The organism is Micromonospora sp. NPDC049257, assembly GCF_040678915.1.
In the GTDB taxonomy this organism is placed as follows: domain Bacteria; phylum Actinomycetota; class Actinomycetes; order Mycobacteriales; family Micromonosporaceae; genus Micromonospora; species Micromonospora antibiotica.
Genome location: NZ_JBFAQU010000039.1, coordinates 1 through 16,463 on the forward strand (window position 1 = coordinate 1; position 16,463 = coordinate 16,463).

The 16,463-nt window shown below is 74.8% G+C and carries 6 protein-coding genes and 3 pseudogenes; 4 read left to right on the forward strand and 5 right to left on the reverse strand.

The window, feature by feature from the left end:
• Positions 1–414 precede the first annotated feature (414 nt).
• Positions 415–1,050, forward strand: a pseudogene (locus AB0K25_RS30245) (NADPH-dependent F420 reductase); the annotation flags it as partial.
• 110 nt (positions 1,051–1,160) lie between these two features.
• On the opposite strand, the gene AB0K25_RS30250 reads toward AB0K25_RS30245, so the two are convergent.
• The 3 genes from AB0K25_RS30250 to AB0K25_RS30260 all read right to left on the reverse strand — a co-directional run bounded on the left by AB0K25_RS30250 (position 1,161) and on the right by AB0K25_RS30260 (position 7,168).
• The gene (locus tag AB0K25_RS30250; protein WP_357536599.1) at positions 1,161–2,984 is read right to left on the reverse strand and encodes a VanW family protein; all 1,824 of its coding nucleotides are present in this window, start codon (positions 2,982–2,984) and stop codon (positions 1,161–1,163) included.
• A 421-nt stretch (positions 2,985–3,405) separates the two neighbouring features.
• On the reverse strand, positions 3,406–5,967 hold the full coding sequence (locus tag AB0K25_RS30255) for a DUF5005 domain-containing protein (RefSeq protein WP_363823856.1): 2,562 nt from the start codon (positions 5,965–5,967) through the stop codon (positions 3,406–3,408).
• Entirely contained in the window at positions 5,957–7,168 is a 1,212-nt protein-coding gene (locus AB0K25_RS30260; protein WP_357536595.1) for a polysaccharide biosynthesis protein, read from the reverse strand. The genes AB0K25_RS30255 and AB0K25_RS30260 overlap by 11 nt, the downstream gene beginning before the upstream one ends.
• Before the next feature lie 373 nt (positions 7,169–7,541).
• Here AB0K25_RS30260 and AB0K25_RS30265 point away from each other — a divergent pair.
• A pseudogene (locus tag AB0K25_RS30265) lies at positions 7,542–9,089 on the forward strand (hypothetical protein); the annotation flags it as partial.
• 206 nt (positions 9,090–9,295) lie between these two features.
• Positions 9,296–9,490 carry a hypothetical protein gene (locus AB0K25_RS30270; protein WP_208570806.1) on the forward strand — a complete coding sequence of 65 codons (195 nt, stop codon included), beginning with the start codon at positions 9,296–9,298 and terminating at the stop codon, positions 9,488–9,490.
• Between the two features lie 173 nt (positions 9,491–9,663).
• Here the strand turns inward: AB0K25_RS30270 and AB0K25_RS30275 are convergent.
• A pseudogene (locus AB0K25_RS30275) lies at positions 9,664–10,800 on the reverse strand (glycosyltransferase family 4 protein); the annotation flags it as partial.
• Between the two features lie 184 nt (positions 10,801–10,984).
• On the opposite strand from AB0K25_RS30275, the gene AB0K25_RS30280 reads away from it, so the two are divergent.
• A complete protein-coding gene (locus tag AB0K25_RS30280; protein ID WP_363823857.1) occupies positions 10,985–15,247 on the forward strand; it encodes an alpha-(1->3)-arabinofuranosyltransferase in 4,263 nt (1,420 codons plus the stop codon).
• Here AB0K25_RS30280 and AB0K25_RS30285 read toward each other — a convergent pair.
• Positions 15,142–16,362, reverse strand: a complete 1,221-nt coding sequence (locus AB0K25_RS30285; protein ID WP_363823858.1) for an acyltransferase — start codon at positions 16,360–16,362, stop codon at positions 15,142–15,144. The genes AB0K25_RS30280 and AB0K25_RS30285 overlap by 106 nt on opposite strands.
• Between the last annotated feature and the right edge of the window lie 101 nt (positions 16,363–16,463).

Genomic DNA, 16,463 nt, shown 5'->3' on the forward strand with positions numbered 1-16,463 from the left:
ACTCGGGAGGGTGTGGGAGAGTAGGACACCGCCGGACAATCTTTGGTTGAGGCCGACCCTTCGGGGTCGGCCTCAACTGTTTTCACGCCCCGAACCCTCCATCGGGTCACACCGTCCACCGGCACGGTCGCGGGACCGGTGCAGCCTGGCAGCACGCGGGCCCGCGTCCAGAGCCACGGGGGCCCGCGTAGAGCCACGGGGGCCCGCGTCCGGAGCTGGTGCCGCCTTCGGTGAATCGCCCCGAGCAGCGGGCTTCACCTCGTACCGTCGATGCGGGACCCGGCTCCGGAGGGACCCACACCCAGCATGGCGGGAAACGTGACGTGGAGTACGTCGTGTCCGCAATCGCAGCGGACCGGGCGGGGTACCTGCTGACCGTACGACCGGAACTGACCGTCGGGACCGGCGGAGGCAGGAGTGGTCATGAAGATCGGAATCATTGGTTCGGGGCACATCGGCGGCACCCTCACCCGGCGGCTGAGCGCCCTCGGGCACGACGTGACAGTCGCGAACTCGCGGGGCCCGCAGAGCCTCACCGAGCTGGCCCAGGAGACCGGGGCCACCGCCGGCACGCTGGACCAGGCCGTCCAGGACGCCGAACTCGTCGTGGTGGCGATCCCGCTGCTCGCGGTGCCGGGGCTGCCGCCCCAACCGTTCGACGGCAAGATCGTCGTCGACGCCAACAACTACTACCCGCAGCGCGACGGTGACATCGCCGAGCTGCTCGACCGCAGCCTCAGCTCCAGCCGGTGGACCGCCGACCATCTCAAGGGCGCCCGGGTGGTGAAGACCTTCAACAACATCCAGGCCGCGCACCTGATGGACCACGGCAAGCCGGCCGGGGCCGGTGACCGGATCGCGCTGCCGGTGGCGGGTGACGACGACGACGCCAAGCAGGTGGTGATGCAGCTCGTCGACGCGCTCGGCTTCGACCCGGTGGACGCCGGCACGCTGGACGAGAGCTGGCGGCAGCAGCCCGACACCCCCGTCTACGGGACCGACCGCGACGCCGAGGGCGTCCGCCAGGGACTCGCCGACGCCCGCCCCTGACCGGGGCCGACCCGAAAGAGCACGAGAGCCCCGCCGGTGTCGCCGGCGGGGCTCATCCGTGCCCAGCCCACCCCGGGTCAGAGCGGGCGGGTGGGGAGAGGTGAGGGGGATCAGGAGGGTTTGGGACCGCAGACGAAGTTCGGCTCGGGGTCGTAGGTCCAGCTGAACTTCTCCCGCTTGACGACCTTGCCGTCCTTCTTGATGACCCGGAACGCGTCCTGGGTGAAACCGGTGCTGCCGGCGGCAGCGATGCACGTCGGGCCGGGCTCCAGGTAGACGGTCCTGGGACTGGTGACGTTGCGGCGTGGGCCGTACTCGGTCTTCACGCTGTCGTAGATCTTGGTGCTCCACATCGACACCGTGATCGTGTTCGAGGTCCAGGCAGTGTCGATCAGCACCCCGTGCGGGGTGTTGTTGCGGAACTTGAAGTCGAGGTCGGGCCAGAAGATCGTCGACTCGATCACCGCCGGGTAGCGGCTGAAGTAGAACGAGTGCGGCTTGTGCTCGACGTCCTGGAGGCCGGCGTAGTAGCTGGCGTTGAACAGGGTGGTGGTGAACTGGGAGACACCGCCGCCGACCCCGGGGACCAGCTTGCCGCCGAGGATCACCGGGGCGTCCTTGTAGCCCTGGGCGTAGCCGCGCTCGCCGGTGTGCGCGTTCAGCGAGAAGGTCTCACCCGGCTGCACGATCGTGCCGTCGACGTCCTTCGCCGCCTGGATGATGTTCTGGCTGCGCGGTGAGGACAACCCGCCGGGGAACTTCGTGGAGAAGGTGGAGACCCGCTCCTTGATGCCCAGCTCGGCCAGCTTCGCCTCGGTCAGCTCGGGCTCGGCCTCCTTCAGCTGCCCGGTGACCGTCCGGCCGTCCGCCTTCGGCAGCACCGCGAGCAGGTCCCGGCTCAGCGCCGCCGAGTCGAGCTGCTTCCCGGCCCGCCCCGGGACCACCTTCGGCTTGCCGGCCGAGATGGTCAGACCGGCATCCTTGGGCGTCGACTCGATCGCGGCCAGCTTGCTGCCCAGCGCCGACCGGAGCCGCTTCACGTCGACCTTCGGCGTCAGCTTCCCCTCGTCGTCGGCCGAGAAGCGCAGCGCGCGGGCGATCGCCGCCGGTGGGACGCTCACCGACCCCTTGTCGGAGGTGATGGTGACCGGAGCGGCGACGGCCGGCTTCGCCAGCTCGGCGACCAGCCGGTCCACCTCCTCCCGGGTCGTCACCGGGTTCTTCTCCACCACCGGCACCGTCACCGGTTGCCCGGCCAGCCAACCCGTGCGGACCACCCGGGCGGACTGCTCCGCATCGAGGGTCAGGCTCGGCTTGGGGTAGACCGGCTTCGGGGTGGTGCCGGTGAAGATGATCGCCGGCATCGTCATGTCCCGGCCCTGCTTACCGAGGATCTGGCGCAACGCCGCGTCCAGCTTGGCGGCGTCCACCGTCACCACCGGCTCGACCGTACGGGAGCCGAACAGCCGGTCCACCGGGTGCGCCTGGGTGTCGGTGGCGGCGGCGACGGTGGCGTCCACGTCCACCGTCAGGCCGACGTCGGCGGGATTGACCTCCGCCCGGTTCTCCCCCACCACCACGGTCAACGGCGCGTTGAGCCTGCCGGCGCGCTTCTCCAGCTCTGCCCGCAGCTCCTTGGCCGCGTCGGCGCGGCTGCGGCCACCCAGCTCGGTGCCGAGCACGCTCGTGCCGCGCGGGACGTCCCCGGCGTACGCCCAGGCGCCCACGCCGACCACCCCGGCCAGCACCGCGGTGGTCACGCCACCGGCGAGCAGCACCCGCCCGCGTCGCCACCACGGCCGACCACCGGTGCCCGAGCCTGCGGCCCCGCCAGCCGTCGGAGGCTCGTCCTCGCCCGGCCAGCTCACCGCGGTGACCTGCACCGTGGGGCGGTCGTCGGAGACCTGATTGTCGCCGTACAGGGTCACAGCCACCTCGATCGGACGTACCACGTGGGGGGTTGCGGCCCCCAGGGACACCTACGGTAGCCAACCGGACGGCCAGCCGACAGCGTGCGTCCGGCCATCCTCACCACCGCGTGTCGTAGCCGGTCACACGGTGTATGACCGATCGTGGCACGGTGTCCGGATGCGCCGACCGGGGCCGCCCTGCGGGGGCGGACGAATCGGCCGGGCGGGGGCGTCGCGCGGTGACCCGGAGTGGCTGGCGGCACAGTTGCGCACCCCCGATCAGCCGGCCGCCGCCGGCCACCGCGACCCCGTGGCGTCTGCACGCCGGGGGCCGTGGCGGGGTCGGGACGTTCGCGGCGGAAGCGGAAGCGGGGCCGGGACGGTCGCGGGCGGGGGCGGAACGGCGGAAGCGGAGGCGGGGTCGGCGAGGGTCGACGCCCGCCGATCAGCGGACCCGGACGCCGACCTCCGGGGACGGCGGACCGTCGTCCCGCCCGTCGGTCACGGCGACCCGGAACCGGTAGTCGTGCCCCCGGGCCAACAGCACCGCCTGGTGCCGGGTCTCCCACACGGGGTACGGGCCGACCCGCCACCGCTCCCCGGTGGTGGCGTCGCGCCAGTGCACCCGGTAGGCGAACCCCGGCCCGGCCGACCGCCAGGTCAACCGGACCTCGCCGCTGCCGGTGGCCGTCACGTCGAGCCCGGTCGGGGTGGGCAACTGCGGGGTGACCCGGACCGGTGCGCTGCGGGGGCCCGCACCCGCCTGGTTGGTCGCGGCCACCGTGAACTCGTACTCGTGCCCGTTGCGCAGCCCCGGCACGACGGCCCGGGTGCCCCGGGTGGGGATCTCCTCGGCGGTGAAGTCGCGTTCCCCGGCGCTGACGTCCCGCCGGTACACCCGGTGCCACCCGTCGGCCACCGAAGCGCGCCAGGTCAGCTCCACGCTGCCGACCCCGGCCTCGGCGCGCAGGTCCGTCGGGGCGACGGTGGGGGCGGTGAACCGGGCGCGGGCCCGCACCGGCGCGGACCGGGCCCCCGCTCCGCCGTCGTTGACCGCGTCGACCGTGAACTCGTACTCGTGGCCGTGGGTCAGGTGCCGGGCGACGTGCCCGGCGCTGACCTCCACCGCCGGTGGGCCGTCCTGCGGGGCGCCGGCGGTCAGGTCGCGGCGGTACACCCGGTAGGAGACACCCGGGCCGAGCGTCCGCCAGGACAACCGTACGGTGCCGTCCGGCTGGCCGACGGCGACCAGCCCCGGCGGTGGGGCGGGCGGGGTGACCAGGGCGGTCGCCCGGACCGGCTCGGACGGTGGGCTGTCCCCGCCACCACCGACCGCGACCACGGTGAACGCGTACGTGTGCGCGTGCCGGAGGAACCCGACGGTGGCGGTGGTGCCGGTGAAGGTGCCGACCGTGGTCTCCTCCCCGGTGCCCAGGTCGTGCTGCGTCACCCGGAAGAGCTGGACGAACGGCACCGGCTCCCAGCCCAGTGCGACGTCACCGGCCCGGCCGGGCACCGCCCGCAGGCCCTGCGGTGGTGGCGGTGGCGGCACCGTGGCGGTCACCCGGCCGACCGGTGAGGGTGCGCTCTCGCCGCGCCGGCCCAGCGTGCTCACCCGGAACTCGTAGTCGTGCCCGTTGGTCAGGAAGTCGGCCGAGAACCGGGGAGTGGTGGTCGGCTCGCCGATCCGGACGAAGTGGGTCTGGCCGGCGGTGACGTCCCGCCGGTGCACCTGGTAGCGCAGCTCGTCGTCGGCGCGTACCGGCGGCCAGTCCAGTTCGGCGGTGCCGGCGCCGCCCGGTCGGGCGGTGAGCGTCGACGGCGCCGGGGGGAGGTCGGCGTGCTCCGGTCGGTCGCGGGGCCACACCAGCTCGACGAAACGCGGCCGGTAGAGGCCCGCGTCGGCGTAGGTGACCGAGTCGTCGACGTCGTTGACGTTGTAGGACAGGAGCAGCCGACCGGGGCGGGCCAGCTCCGGGTGCAGGTCGACGTCGTAGACCAGGTGACCGGCGGCGGTCTCCGGGGCGTGGTGCAGGTAGTCCGGGCCGGTGAACGGGCCGGTCGGCGCGTCGGCCGAGTAGGCCACCAGATCGCCGCTGAACACCAGGTTGTTCTCCTGGGTGACCAGCACGTACCGACCGCCGATCCGCTGTACGCCGTAGGCGGTACCGACGCCGCTGAGCAGCCGGGTCGAGGCGCGGTCGTCGGTGGACCAGCCGTCACCGGTCCAGAACTCCCACCGGCCGGTCAGGTCGTCCCCGGTCACCCGGGCCAGGTGGGCGAACTTCGCCCCGCCGGCCGCCTCGGTGCCGTACACGTAGGTGTGCCCGCCGTCGCGGAGCAGCTCCGAACCCCAGGAGACCCGGGCGCCCAGTGGCAACGGGCGGACCCCGGTGGGGGTGAGCGTGGGCAGTGCGAAGCTGGCCAGTGCGGTGCCGACCAGGGTGTGGTCGAGCGGGCTGAGGCCGGTGCGCCGGTAGCGGTGGACCAGCACCTGGAGGGTGTCGCCGCAGACGGTGGCGTCGCCGATCCAGGAGAACTCGCCGGGTGCCGTCGGGGGCACCAGGTCGCGCGGGTCCTCGGTGGTGCCGCCGTGCACCGTCTCGGCGAGCCGGTCGCCCCGCTGCACGATGGCCGAGTTGTGGATGAAGGGTGCGGTGCGGGGCCGGGAACCGTCGGGGTGCACCGGGCCGAGGAACGTGTCGGAGAAGAGCCAGAGCAGCCGGCCGTCGGGCAGTCGTACCGAGGCCGTCCGGTCGGCACCGTTCCACCGGCCGGAGGTGTCGCCGTAGTCGTCGAAGGCGGCGGTCAGCCGGGCGGCAACCGGCCCACTGTCCGGCAGGGCCCGGTGCGGTGCCGCCCCGGGCACGGTGGCGAGCAGGACGAGCAGCCCGACGACGAGCAGCCAGCGCACCGGCCGGCGGGTGCCGGTCAGCCCACGGCGGACGCCGGCCAGCTGCCGGACCGGGTCGACCACCGCCACCAGAAACCCCCGTCTACCGGTCACCTACCGGCAGGGTGTCACGACCCGGGACGGCGACGGTAGCCGTCGGAAGGGTGGAGGCGACCGACGCATCCGTTCTGCGGTGGATTGTCGACACTGCGGTGCCGACGGCGGTGACCGTCGCCGTGACCAGGGCCGCCCCGGCGATACCGGCGACGGTGTGCGGCACGACCGTGGCGGTCGCGGCCACGAAGCCGACCGTGGAGATCCACAGTGGTGCCGAGGGCCACCGGGCCGACGCCGCGACCCGGGCGTTGATCAGCACGAAGACCAACGCGTACAGGGCCCCGGTGGCGGCGAAGAGCGGTGCGAGGCCGCCGTACCGGGCGTACTCCGGGCCACCGGCCAGCCCGAACGCCAGCCCGCCGGCCAGCGCCGAGGCGAGCACCAGCGCCGCCCCGGCCGCACCGACCAGGAGCAGCGCCGTGCGCAGCGTCCCCCGGTCGCCGCGGGCCAGCCGGGGCAGGGCGATGACCGTCACCACCTGGGGGGCCCACAACGCGCCCTTGGTCAGCACCGTGCCGACCGCGTACGTGCCGGAGGCGTCGGGGGGCAGGAACCGGCGGGCCAGCAGCAGGTCGGCGTACGACACGACGAGCATCGCCAGGGTCGCCCCGCTGGCGGTGAGCACCGTGCGGGTGGTCAGGGTCGGGGCCACCGGGTCGAGACCGGCCCCCCGGTTGAGCCGGACCAGCAGCGCCAGGACCAGTACGGAGGTGACCGCCCCGGCCAGCAGCGCCCCGGTCAACCCGCCGCCCAGCGCCAGTCCGGCGATCATCCCGCCGTAGCGGCCGGCGGCGAGTAGCGCCATCCCGCCGGCCAGCCGCAGGAAACGCTGGTCGCCCTGGAGTTCGCCCAGCCACCGGCCGGCGGCCACCACCGCCACGGTCAGCACCCCGAGCAGCAGCACCGCCGGGCCGGTCAGCCGCAGCCCGACGGCGGCCACCGGCAGCAGCACGGCCAGCAGCGCGGCGGTCACCGCCACGGTCAGCAGGGTGGGGCGGGCGGTGGCGGCCCGGCCGTGCCGGGCCCGGTGCACGGCCACCGCGATCTGGAGGCCGGTGCTGGCCACGCCGCCGATCGCGCCGAGCGCCAGCAGGGTGGCCAGCGCGCTCAGCTCCGCCGGGGCGAGGTGCCGGGCAGCGAGGACCGGCACCACGTAGGCGAGCCCGTTGACGAAGACCCCGGCCAGGGTGACGGCCACCCCGGCGACGCCGATCCCGACCGTCCGACCGCGCCCGTCGCCCGACCCCGTACCTGGCCCGTCGACCGACCCCTGACCTGGCCCGTCGCCTGATCCCTGACCTGGCCCGTCGCCCGGACCCCGGCCCGTGACGTCGCCGGGTCGCCGGCTGTGCCCGTCGGGGGCCTCGGGTCCTCCGACGGCCCCGGGTCGCCGGCCGTGCCCGTCGTCCGATGTTGTGCCCATCACCGCTCCGTGTCGCCGGCCGCGCCGGTCGTCCGCTGCCCGCCCGTGACCGTCCCGGGTCGCCGGCTCCGCCGGTCACCAGCAGCGCAAGTACAGTGTCGCCACGCCGGCGCCGATCGCCGGGTCAGCCTAGTGAGGAGGTCAACCCCTGCGGGAGAGGTCGATCCTCGTCGCCACCGGGCTGGCCGTCACCGCGCTGGTGCTGGCTCCGCTGGCCGCGCCCGGCTATGTGCTCAGCTATGACATGGTCTTCGTGCCCCACCAGCCGTGGCGGGCCGAGCTGGTCGCCCCGGTCGACTCGCTGCCCCGGGCGGTGCCGCTGGACGCCCTGGTCTCGCTGGCCAGCCAGGCGGTGCCGGGATGGCTGCTGCAACGGGTGGTGCTGGCCGGGGTGCTGCTGCTCGCGGCGATCGGGGCCGGCCGGCTGGTGTCCACCGGGCAGCCGGTCGTGCGGGTGGTCGCCGCCGTCGGATACGCCTGGACGCCGTACCTGGCGGAGCGGCTGCTGATCGGGCACTGGGGGCTGCTGCTGGCGTACGGGGCGCTGCCGTGGCTGGTCGACGCCGCGATCCGGGTGCACCGGCCAGGGGGGCTGCGCCGGCTGCTGCTGGTCGCGCTGCCCGCCGTGGTGACCCCGACGGGTGGCCTGATCGCCCTGGTCACGGTCGCCGTGCTGGTCGCCCGACGGGGTGCCGCCCGGACGACCACGGTGGCCGTCGGCGCGCTGCTGGTGCTGAACCTGCCGTGGCTGGTGGTCGCCGGGTTGAGCGCGGCGGACGCCCGGACCGACCCGGCCGGGGTGGCCGCCTTCGCGGCGCGGGCCGAGAACTGGAGCGGGGTGTTCGGCGCGCTGGCCGGCACCGGGGGGATCTGGAACGGGCAGACCACCCCGCTGAGCCGCTCGTCGCCGTTGACGCCGGTGGCGACGGTGCTGCTGCTGGTGCTGGCGGGGTACGGCGTCCGGACGTTGCGCGGACGCTGGCCGGTCGGGGTGGCGGACCGGCTCGCCGGGTTGGCCGCCGCCGGATTCCTGACCGCCCTGCTGGGGGTGCTGCCGGGGGGTTCCACCCTGCTGGGGTGGGCGGTGGCGTCGGTGCCGGGGGCCGGGGTGCTGCGCGACGGGCAGAAGTTCCTCATCCCGTACGCGCTGCTGCTGGTGGTGGCCGGGGCGCTCGGCGCGGAACGACTGGCCGACCGGGTCGCCGCCCGGGGGGCGACCGGTGGCGCGCGGGCGTTGCTCGTCGCCGTCCTGCTGCTGCCCGTGGTGGTGCTGCCCGATCTGGCGTTCGGTGCGGCGGGCCGGCTGCGCCCGGTGACGTACCCGGCGGACTGGGACGCGGTGGCCCGCCGGCTCGACGGCCGGTCCGGGGAGGTGCTGTCACTGCCGTTCGGGGCCTACCGGGCGTACCCGTGGAACGACGGCCGGACGGTGCTGGACCCGTTGCCCCGCTACGTCGACGCCGACGTGCTGGTGGACGACACCCTCTGGGTGGGCGCGACCGGGGTGCGGGGGGAGAACCCGCGTGCCGCCGAGGTGGGCCGGGTGCTGGCCGCCGGTGGCCCGGTCGCGGTGACCGGGGTGCGCTGGGTGGTGGTGCAGCGGACGGTCGACGGCCAGCGGGTCGACCCGGCGGCGCTGGTCGGGTTGCGCGAGGTGTACGCCGGTGTGGACCTCACCCTCTATGAGAATCCGGCCGGGCGCTGACCGGAGCGGTCAGCCGTCCCGGGTGGGCGGCGGGGCGGCCGTCGACACCGACAACGGGCGGGTGCGGGCCGAGGTCCGGTCACCGGCGCTCCGGGCCGCCCGGCGGGCCGGCGGTGATCACCCGCGCGACTCTCCCGGTGTGGGCTACTTGGTGGTAACGTGCCGCGCACGCAGCTCACGAGGAGGAAAACAGCACCATGCGCAGTGCTCTCTCGTTGGTTCTGGTCGCGGTAGCCGCGATCGCTCTGGGTGCCTTCGGCACGGTGGCGTTGGCCACCACGCTGACCGGTACGTCGGCGGCCGAGGCGGCGAAGGCCGAGCAGGCCGCCCGCACCGAGTCCGGCGGCGGCAACGGTGGTGCCAACCAGCCGCTGGTCTACGGCACCAAGTAGGACTGTTCCACCTGCGCGACCGGTGACCCTGCCGGATCCGTCCGCCCGACCGGCGGCACCGCCGGACCCGATCGCCCGACCGGTGACCCTGCCGGCCCTGACTGCCCTGCCGGCGATCCCGCCGGAGCCTGCTGCTCGACCGACGATCCTGTCGTACCGTTCGCGGCCCTCGTGACGAGGGCCGCGAACTTCTTTCCCGAGACCGGCCAGGTGAACCGGGCGGCGTGGGCGCGGGCCGCCGTGCCCATGGTGGCCCGGTAGCCGTCGTCGGTCAGCAGCAGCCGCACCTTGGCCACGAAGTCGTCGACGTCCTCGGCGAGCAGGCCGGTCTCCCCGTCGACCAGGGACTCCTCGACCCCACCGGCACCCCGGAACGCCACCGTCGGGGTGCCGACCGCGCCGGCCTCGACGATGGTGAGCCCCCAGCCCTCCTTGAGCGACGGGGTGAGCGCCACCCAGGCCGAGGCGAGCAGGTGCCGCTTGTCGGCGTCGGAGACGAAGCCGGTGAACCGGACCCGGTCGGTGAGGCCCAGCTCGGCGGCGGTGTGCCGCAGCTGCGCCTCCCACCAGCCCTGCCCGGCGACGGTCAGGGTCAGGCCGGGCAGTTCGTCACCGAGCGCGGCGAGGGTGGCGAGGGCCACCTCGACCTGCTTGTGCGGGACCAGCCGGCCGAGCACCACCAGCGACGGTTCCGGCGAGCGGGGCACCGGGCCGACGGTCATGTCGGGGGTGCCGTTGTGCACGATGTCGACCCGGGCCGGGTCGATGCCGAGGGTGGCCAGCTCGTCACGGGTGGCGGCGGAGACGGTGACGTACCGGCAGCGGCGGTAGACCCGGGGGGCGAGCCAGGACTCCACCCACCAGCCGAACCGGGCCAGGCTCGGGCCGAGCACCACCGGCCACTGCTCCCGGTGCACGTGGTGCACCAGCGCGATGACCGGCCGGCGGGCGTAGAGGGCGGACAGGAAGGGCAGGCCGTTGCCGACGTCGACGATCAGGTCGGGTCGACCGCCGTGGCGGCGGCTCAGCGGGCCGAAGCCGAGCGCGCCGGCCAGGTACGCCAGGGCGGCCCGGAGGTAGACGGTGTGCCGGCCGCCGCGCCGCAGCACCCGTACGCCGTCGGGGGTGGTCTCCTCGGCGGGGCCGGCGGGGTGGGTGGCGCAGAGCAGGGTGGCCCGGTGGCCGTGCCGGACGAGTTCCCCGGCGATCCGCTCGACGTACACCTCCGAGCCGCCACCCTCCGGATTCCGGGTGTCCCGCCAGTTGAGGAACAGTACGTGCCTGGTGGTGGCGGCAGCGGGTGCGTCCAACACTCAACTCCTACTGCCGAGTAGTCTTCGCGGTCGCGTCACACTATGGGCTGCGTCACGCACGTCGCAATGCCCGATCGGAGGCGAGATGCAGCAGTCGCCGGGCCGTCCGGGGGCGGCCGACGGGCCGGACGACACATCCAGCACGGTGTGGCGTGTGCGGTTGGTTGCGGTGTGTCTGGCTTTGTCCGCACTGGCTTTCCTCCAGGACCCCGGCCTGATCGCCATCGACACCAAGGTCGACCTGGCCATCGATCCGGCCGGATGGCTGACCCGGGCCCTGCACGTCTGGGACCCCGACGGCACCTTCGGGCAGTTGCAGAATCAGGCGTACGGCTACCTCTGGCCGATGGGACCGTTCTTCCTGCTCGGCAAGCTGCTCGCCGTACCGGCCTGGGTGGTGCAGCGGCTGTGGTGGGCGTTGCTGCTGACGGTGGCCTGCGTCGGCGTCGTCCGGCTCGCCGAGCGGCTGCACGTCGGCACCCCGTGGGCCCGGTTGCTCGCCGGGGCCGCCTTCGCGCTCTCCCCCCGGCTGCTCACCGAACTCGGCCCGATCTCGGTGGAGGCGTGGCCCAGTGCGCTCGCGCCGTGGGTGCTCGTCCCGCTGGTCGGGCTGGCCGACGGGGTGCCGCTGCGCCGGGCGGTCACCAGGTCGGCCCTGGTGGTGGCGTGCGCCGGTGGGGTCAACGCGACCGCCGTGCTGGCCGTGGTGCCGCTGGCCGCGCTCTGGCTGCTCGGCCTGCATCCGCTGCGTCTGCGGGTGAAGGCGCTGTTCGCCTGGGGGCTCGCGGTGGGCGCGGCGACCGCCTGGTGGCTGGTGCCGTTGTTGCTGCTCGGCCGGTACAGCCCGCCCTTCCTCGACTACATCGAGACCGCGCCGGTGACCACCACCCCCACCGACGCCACCACCGTGCTGCGGGGCGCCTCGCACTGGCACGCCTACCTCAACGGCGCGTACGGGCCGCCGTGGACGGCGGGTTGGCGGCTCGCCACCGAACGACCCCTGGTGGTCGCCACCCTGGTGGTCGCCGGGCTGGGCATCGCCGGGCTGGCCCGCCGGGGCATGCCGCACCGGCGGTTCCTGGTCACCGGCCTGCTGGTCGGGCTGGCCCTGGTCGGGCTCGGGCACCTCGGCCAGCTCGACGGGTTCGGCGCACAGACCCAGCGGACCTTCCTCGACGCGGCGGGTGCACCGCTGCGCAACGTGCACAAGTTCGACGTGGTGCTCCGGCTGCCGCTCATCCTCGGCCTGGCCCACCTGGTCGGGCTGGTGCTGCGGGCCGCCCGCACCGGCGACCGGCCCGAACTGGCCGCTCTGCTGCCCCGGCCGCTCCAGCCGGTGCGGCTGCGTGCCGGCCTGGTCACCGGCACCGCCCTGGTCGCGGTCGCCGCGGTGGCCGCGCCCGCGCTCGGCGGCGGGCTGGCCGCCCCGGGCAGCTTCACCGGGGTACCCGGCTACTGGCAGCAGGCGTCGAACTGGCTGGACCGGGCCGTCGGCGACGACCGGGTGCTGGTGGTGCCCGCCGCCCGCTTCCCCCGCTACCTGTGGGGCAGCCCCAGCGACGAGATCACCCAGCCGTTGTCGAACCGGCCGTGGGCGGTGCGCAGCTCGGTGCCGCTCACCCCGCCCGGCACCATCCGGCTGCTGGACACCGTCGAGTCGGCGCTGGCCGACGGGCAGGGCTCCGCCGGCCTCGCCGACCTGCTCGCCCGCTCCGGGGTGAAGTACCTGCTGCTGCGCTCCGACCTCGACTACGGCCACAGCGGCGCCGTCCGGCCGGTGGTGGTCCGGCAGGCGCTGCTGCGTTCCCCAGGCATCGAACCGGTGCGTGGGTTCGGCCCCGAGGTCGGTGGAGGTCGGCTGCCCGGCAACGTCGTCGACCGGGGACTGGACGTCGGGGTCCGGGCCCTGGAGGTGTACGAGGTCCGCCGCGCCGTCGACCAGGTCGTCGCGTACGACGCCGCCGACCTGACCACTGTCGTCGGCGGCCCCGAGTCGCTGCTGCCGCTGGCCGCCGCCGGCCGGCTCTCCGCCGCGCCGACCGTGCTCGCCGGGGACCGCCCGGCCGGGCTGGCCGCGTCACAGGTGACGCTCACCGACGGGTTGCGCCGCCGGGAGGTGGCCTTCGGGCAGCAGCACGACAACGCCTCGGCCACCATGACCGCCCGGGACCGCCCCCAGCTCGACGCCCCGGCCCGGGACTACCTGCCGCCGTGGGCCGAGGGGGAGTCCACCGTGGTGCGCTACCTCGGCATCGGCGGGGTGTCCGCGTCCAGCTCCTGGTCGCAGGCGCAGCCGCTGGGCGGTGGCCGCCCCGAACACCAGCCGTACGCGGCGGTCGACGGTGACCTGAGCACGTCGTGGCGGTCCGCCCCGGGGACCCGCGCGCCGGGGCAGTGGTTCGAGGTGGAGCTGGACCGGCCGCAGGTCGTGCGGCAGGTGCGGATCACCTTCGACACCGGGGCCGATTCGCTGCCCACCAGGATCACCGTGACCGCCGGCCGGCAGCAGGCCACCGTGCAGACCGCCGGGCAGAGCGTCGAGGTGACCCTGCCCGACGGCTACCCCACCCGGTTCGTCCGGGTCACCGTCGAGGAGGTCTTCGACGTCCGGGCCGGCTTCGGTGGGGTGGGCATCGCCGAACTCGTCATCCCCGGTGTCGAGGCTGCCCGGACCCTGGTGGTGCCGGCCCCACCGGCCACCGACCGGCCGGCCACGATGGTGTTCGGCGCCGCCCCGGCCACCCCGGCGTGCGTCTTCGACGAGGGCCGGCCGCTCTGCGCCGGGGCGATGGCCCGCGCCTCCGAGGACAGCGACCGGATCGACCGCACCGTGCAGCTGCCGGCCGGCACGGACTACCGGGTCGCACTGTGGGCCCGGCCCCGGCCCGGCGGGGCGCTCAACGCGCTGCTCGACCCCGGTGGGGCGGCGGCGGTCACCACCGGGGTCACCCCGACCGTGGCCGCCTCGACCGTCGGCGTGTCCCACCCGACCGCCCGCCCCGGCGCGGTGGTCGACGGGAACCCCGCGACCATCTGGTACGCCGCCGACGCCGACCGGCAACCATGGCTGCGGTTGACCTGGCCGAAGGCGCGTACCGTCACCGGGCTGCGGATCGCCCTGCCACCCGGTGCGGCGGCGGCCCGCCCCTGGCGGGTCACCGTGCTCGGCGACGAGGGGATGCGCGGCGGGGTGCTCGACGAGGGCGGCACGCTGCTGTTCGACCGGCCGATGCGCAGCGACGACCTGACCGTGCTGATCGCCGACGTGGTGCCGGTGGCGTCGTACGACCCGTACGGGCGGGTGACGCAGGGCCTGCCGGTGGGGGTGGGTGAGCTGACCGTGCTGCCGGACGGCCCGGCCAGCCCGGCGGACCCCGCGAGGCGGGTGACCCTGCCCTGCGGCACCGGCCCGACGGTGACCGTGGCCGGTGGGCAACGCCGGACCGCGCTGGTCGCCAGCCGACGGGACCTGGTGGAACTGCGCGAGGTGCCGGCGGTGCTCTGCGGTCCGGCCGCGAAGACGCCGCTGCGGCTGACCGCCGGGGAGAACCGGGTGGTGGCGGCGGGGACCCGGCTGACCGTACCCACCCTGCTCGCCCTCACCCCGACGGACGCCCCAGCCGGCGGGACCTCCGCCCGCCCGGCGACAACCGGCGGGTCGGGGATCGCCGGCACGGACGGTGGCAGTACGGCGGCACCCGGGGCCGGCGACGCGACGAACGGACCCCGACAACCCGGGGCGACCCGGACGGTGCTGCGGGTCGACGAGTGGTCGGCCACCCGGCGGGTGCTGCGCCTGGAGAGCTACCCCGGCCAGCGGGTGCTGGCGCTGCGGGAGAACGCCAACGCGGGTTGGGTGGCCACCGCCGCTGGCCGGACCCTCACCCCGTTCGTGGTGGACGGCTGGCAGCAGGGCTGGCTGGTGCCGGCCGACGTCGCCGGTGCGGTGACGCTCCACTTCGCCCCGGACCGGGGGTACGTGGCGGCGCTCGGGGCCGGGGCGGTGCTGCTGACCGGGGTCGCCCTGCTGGCGGTGCTGCCGGCACGGCGTACCCCGGGGATGGTGGCGGTGGTGCGGCGCAGGCGCGGACGGGTGCTCGCCGCGCTCGTCGGTGGTGGGGCGTTGCTGCTGTTCGGCGGGCCGGCGGCGGTCGGGGTGGCACTGGCGGTGGTGGTCGTGGTGCTGGCCGGGCGGGCCCTGGAGCCGCACCTGCACCCGCCGGACCGGCGGGGTATGCACCGGCTGCGCCGGGCGACCGTGCGCTGGCTGCCGGTGGCGTGTTTCGCCGTGGCCGGCTGGTGGGCGGCGACCCGGGGTGGGCACACCGCCTGGCTGCCTCAGTTGGCCGCGGTCGCCACCGCCACCCTGCTCTGGCTCTCGCTGGTGCTGCGCCGACGCGGCCACCGCCCACCCCAGCGCTGGAAGGGGCGCTCCACCGCGTAGTAGCTGACCGCCGCGAGGACCAGCCCACCGGCGACGGTGAGGATGAACGTGCCGAGCGGGTCACCGGTGAACTCCGGCCGGCCGTCGACCAGGTAGATCCCCTCCAGCACCAACGGGTGCCAGAGGAACAGCCCGTACGACACCCGGCCCAACCACCGGCCGACGATGCTGTCGAAGACGCCCTTGGTGCGGGTCTGCGGCCCGAACGCCACCGGCACGATCAGCAGCACCGCGACCACCAGGTAGAGCACCAGCTTGGTGGTGAACTGGCCGGCGGTCGGCTCGGCCAGGTCCCGGGGGCCGGTGACCGGGGTGGTGGCGACGGCCAACGCGCCCAGGGCGATCGTCCAGCAGGCCAGCGGGGCCCGGCCCAGGTCGTCCAGGAAGCGCCAGCGCACGCCCCGGCCGGTGCGCAACGCGACCTGCGCGCCGGCCAGGGCCATCCCGGCACCGAACCAGCCGGCGTACGAGGGCAGCCACATGGTGTGCAGGCCGAGGCTGAGTACGCCCGTACCCATCAACGCCACCCAGCCCCCGGTCACCACCGTCGCGGCCACTGCGATTCGCAGCACCCCGTCCGGGTGGGCCGACGCCGGCGGGCCCGGTGTCGGCCGTCGCCGGCCGAGCAGGAGGACCGCCAGCACCGGCAGCAGCAGATAGAACGTGACCTCGGTGGCCAGGCTCCAGGTCTGGCTGATCCCGTGCCGGAGCTGACCGTGCTGGTAGATCTGGGTCAGCGTGAGGTGCCGCAGCCAGTCACCTGTCGACGCCGGCCGGTTCTGCGGCAGCACCAGCAGGCAGACCACCACCGCCACCCAGTAGGCGGGCAGGATCCGGGTGGCCCGCCGCCACAGGTAGCGGCCGGTGCCCGGGGGCTGCTGACCCGTCGCCCGCGCGTGCGCGTACGGCCGGAACAGCAGGAAACCGGAGAGGACGAAGAAGACCGCGACCCCCACGTCGAGCCGGGACAGCCAGGCCCCGACGGCGGTGTCGCCGGTGTTGCGCCCGGTGGCGAAACCGACGTGGTGCCCCACCACGGCGAGTGCTCCGATCACCCGGACGGCGTCGAGCGCGGGCAGCCGCCGCAGGACCTGATCGGGAATCGGGGCAGACATCAACCGTCCAGAGGGTCGCGGGCCTATGTGACTCGGGAGTAACGTGCGGCCAAGTTTTACATTCTCGATCTTCCGCCGGTAACCGGCTGACCGTCTTGTTA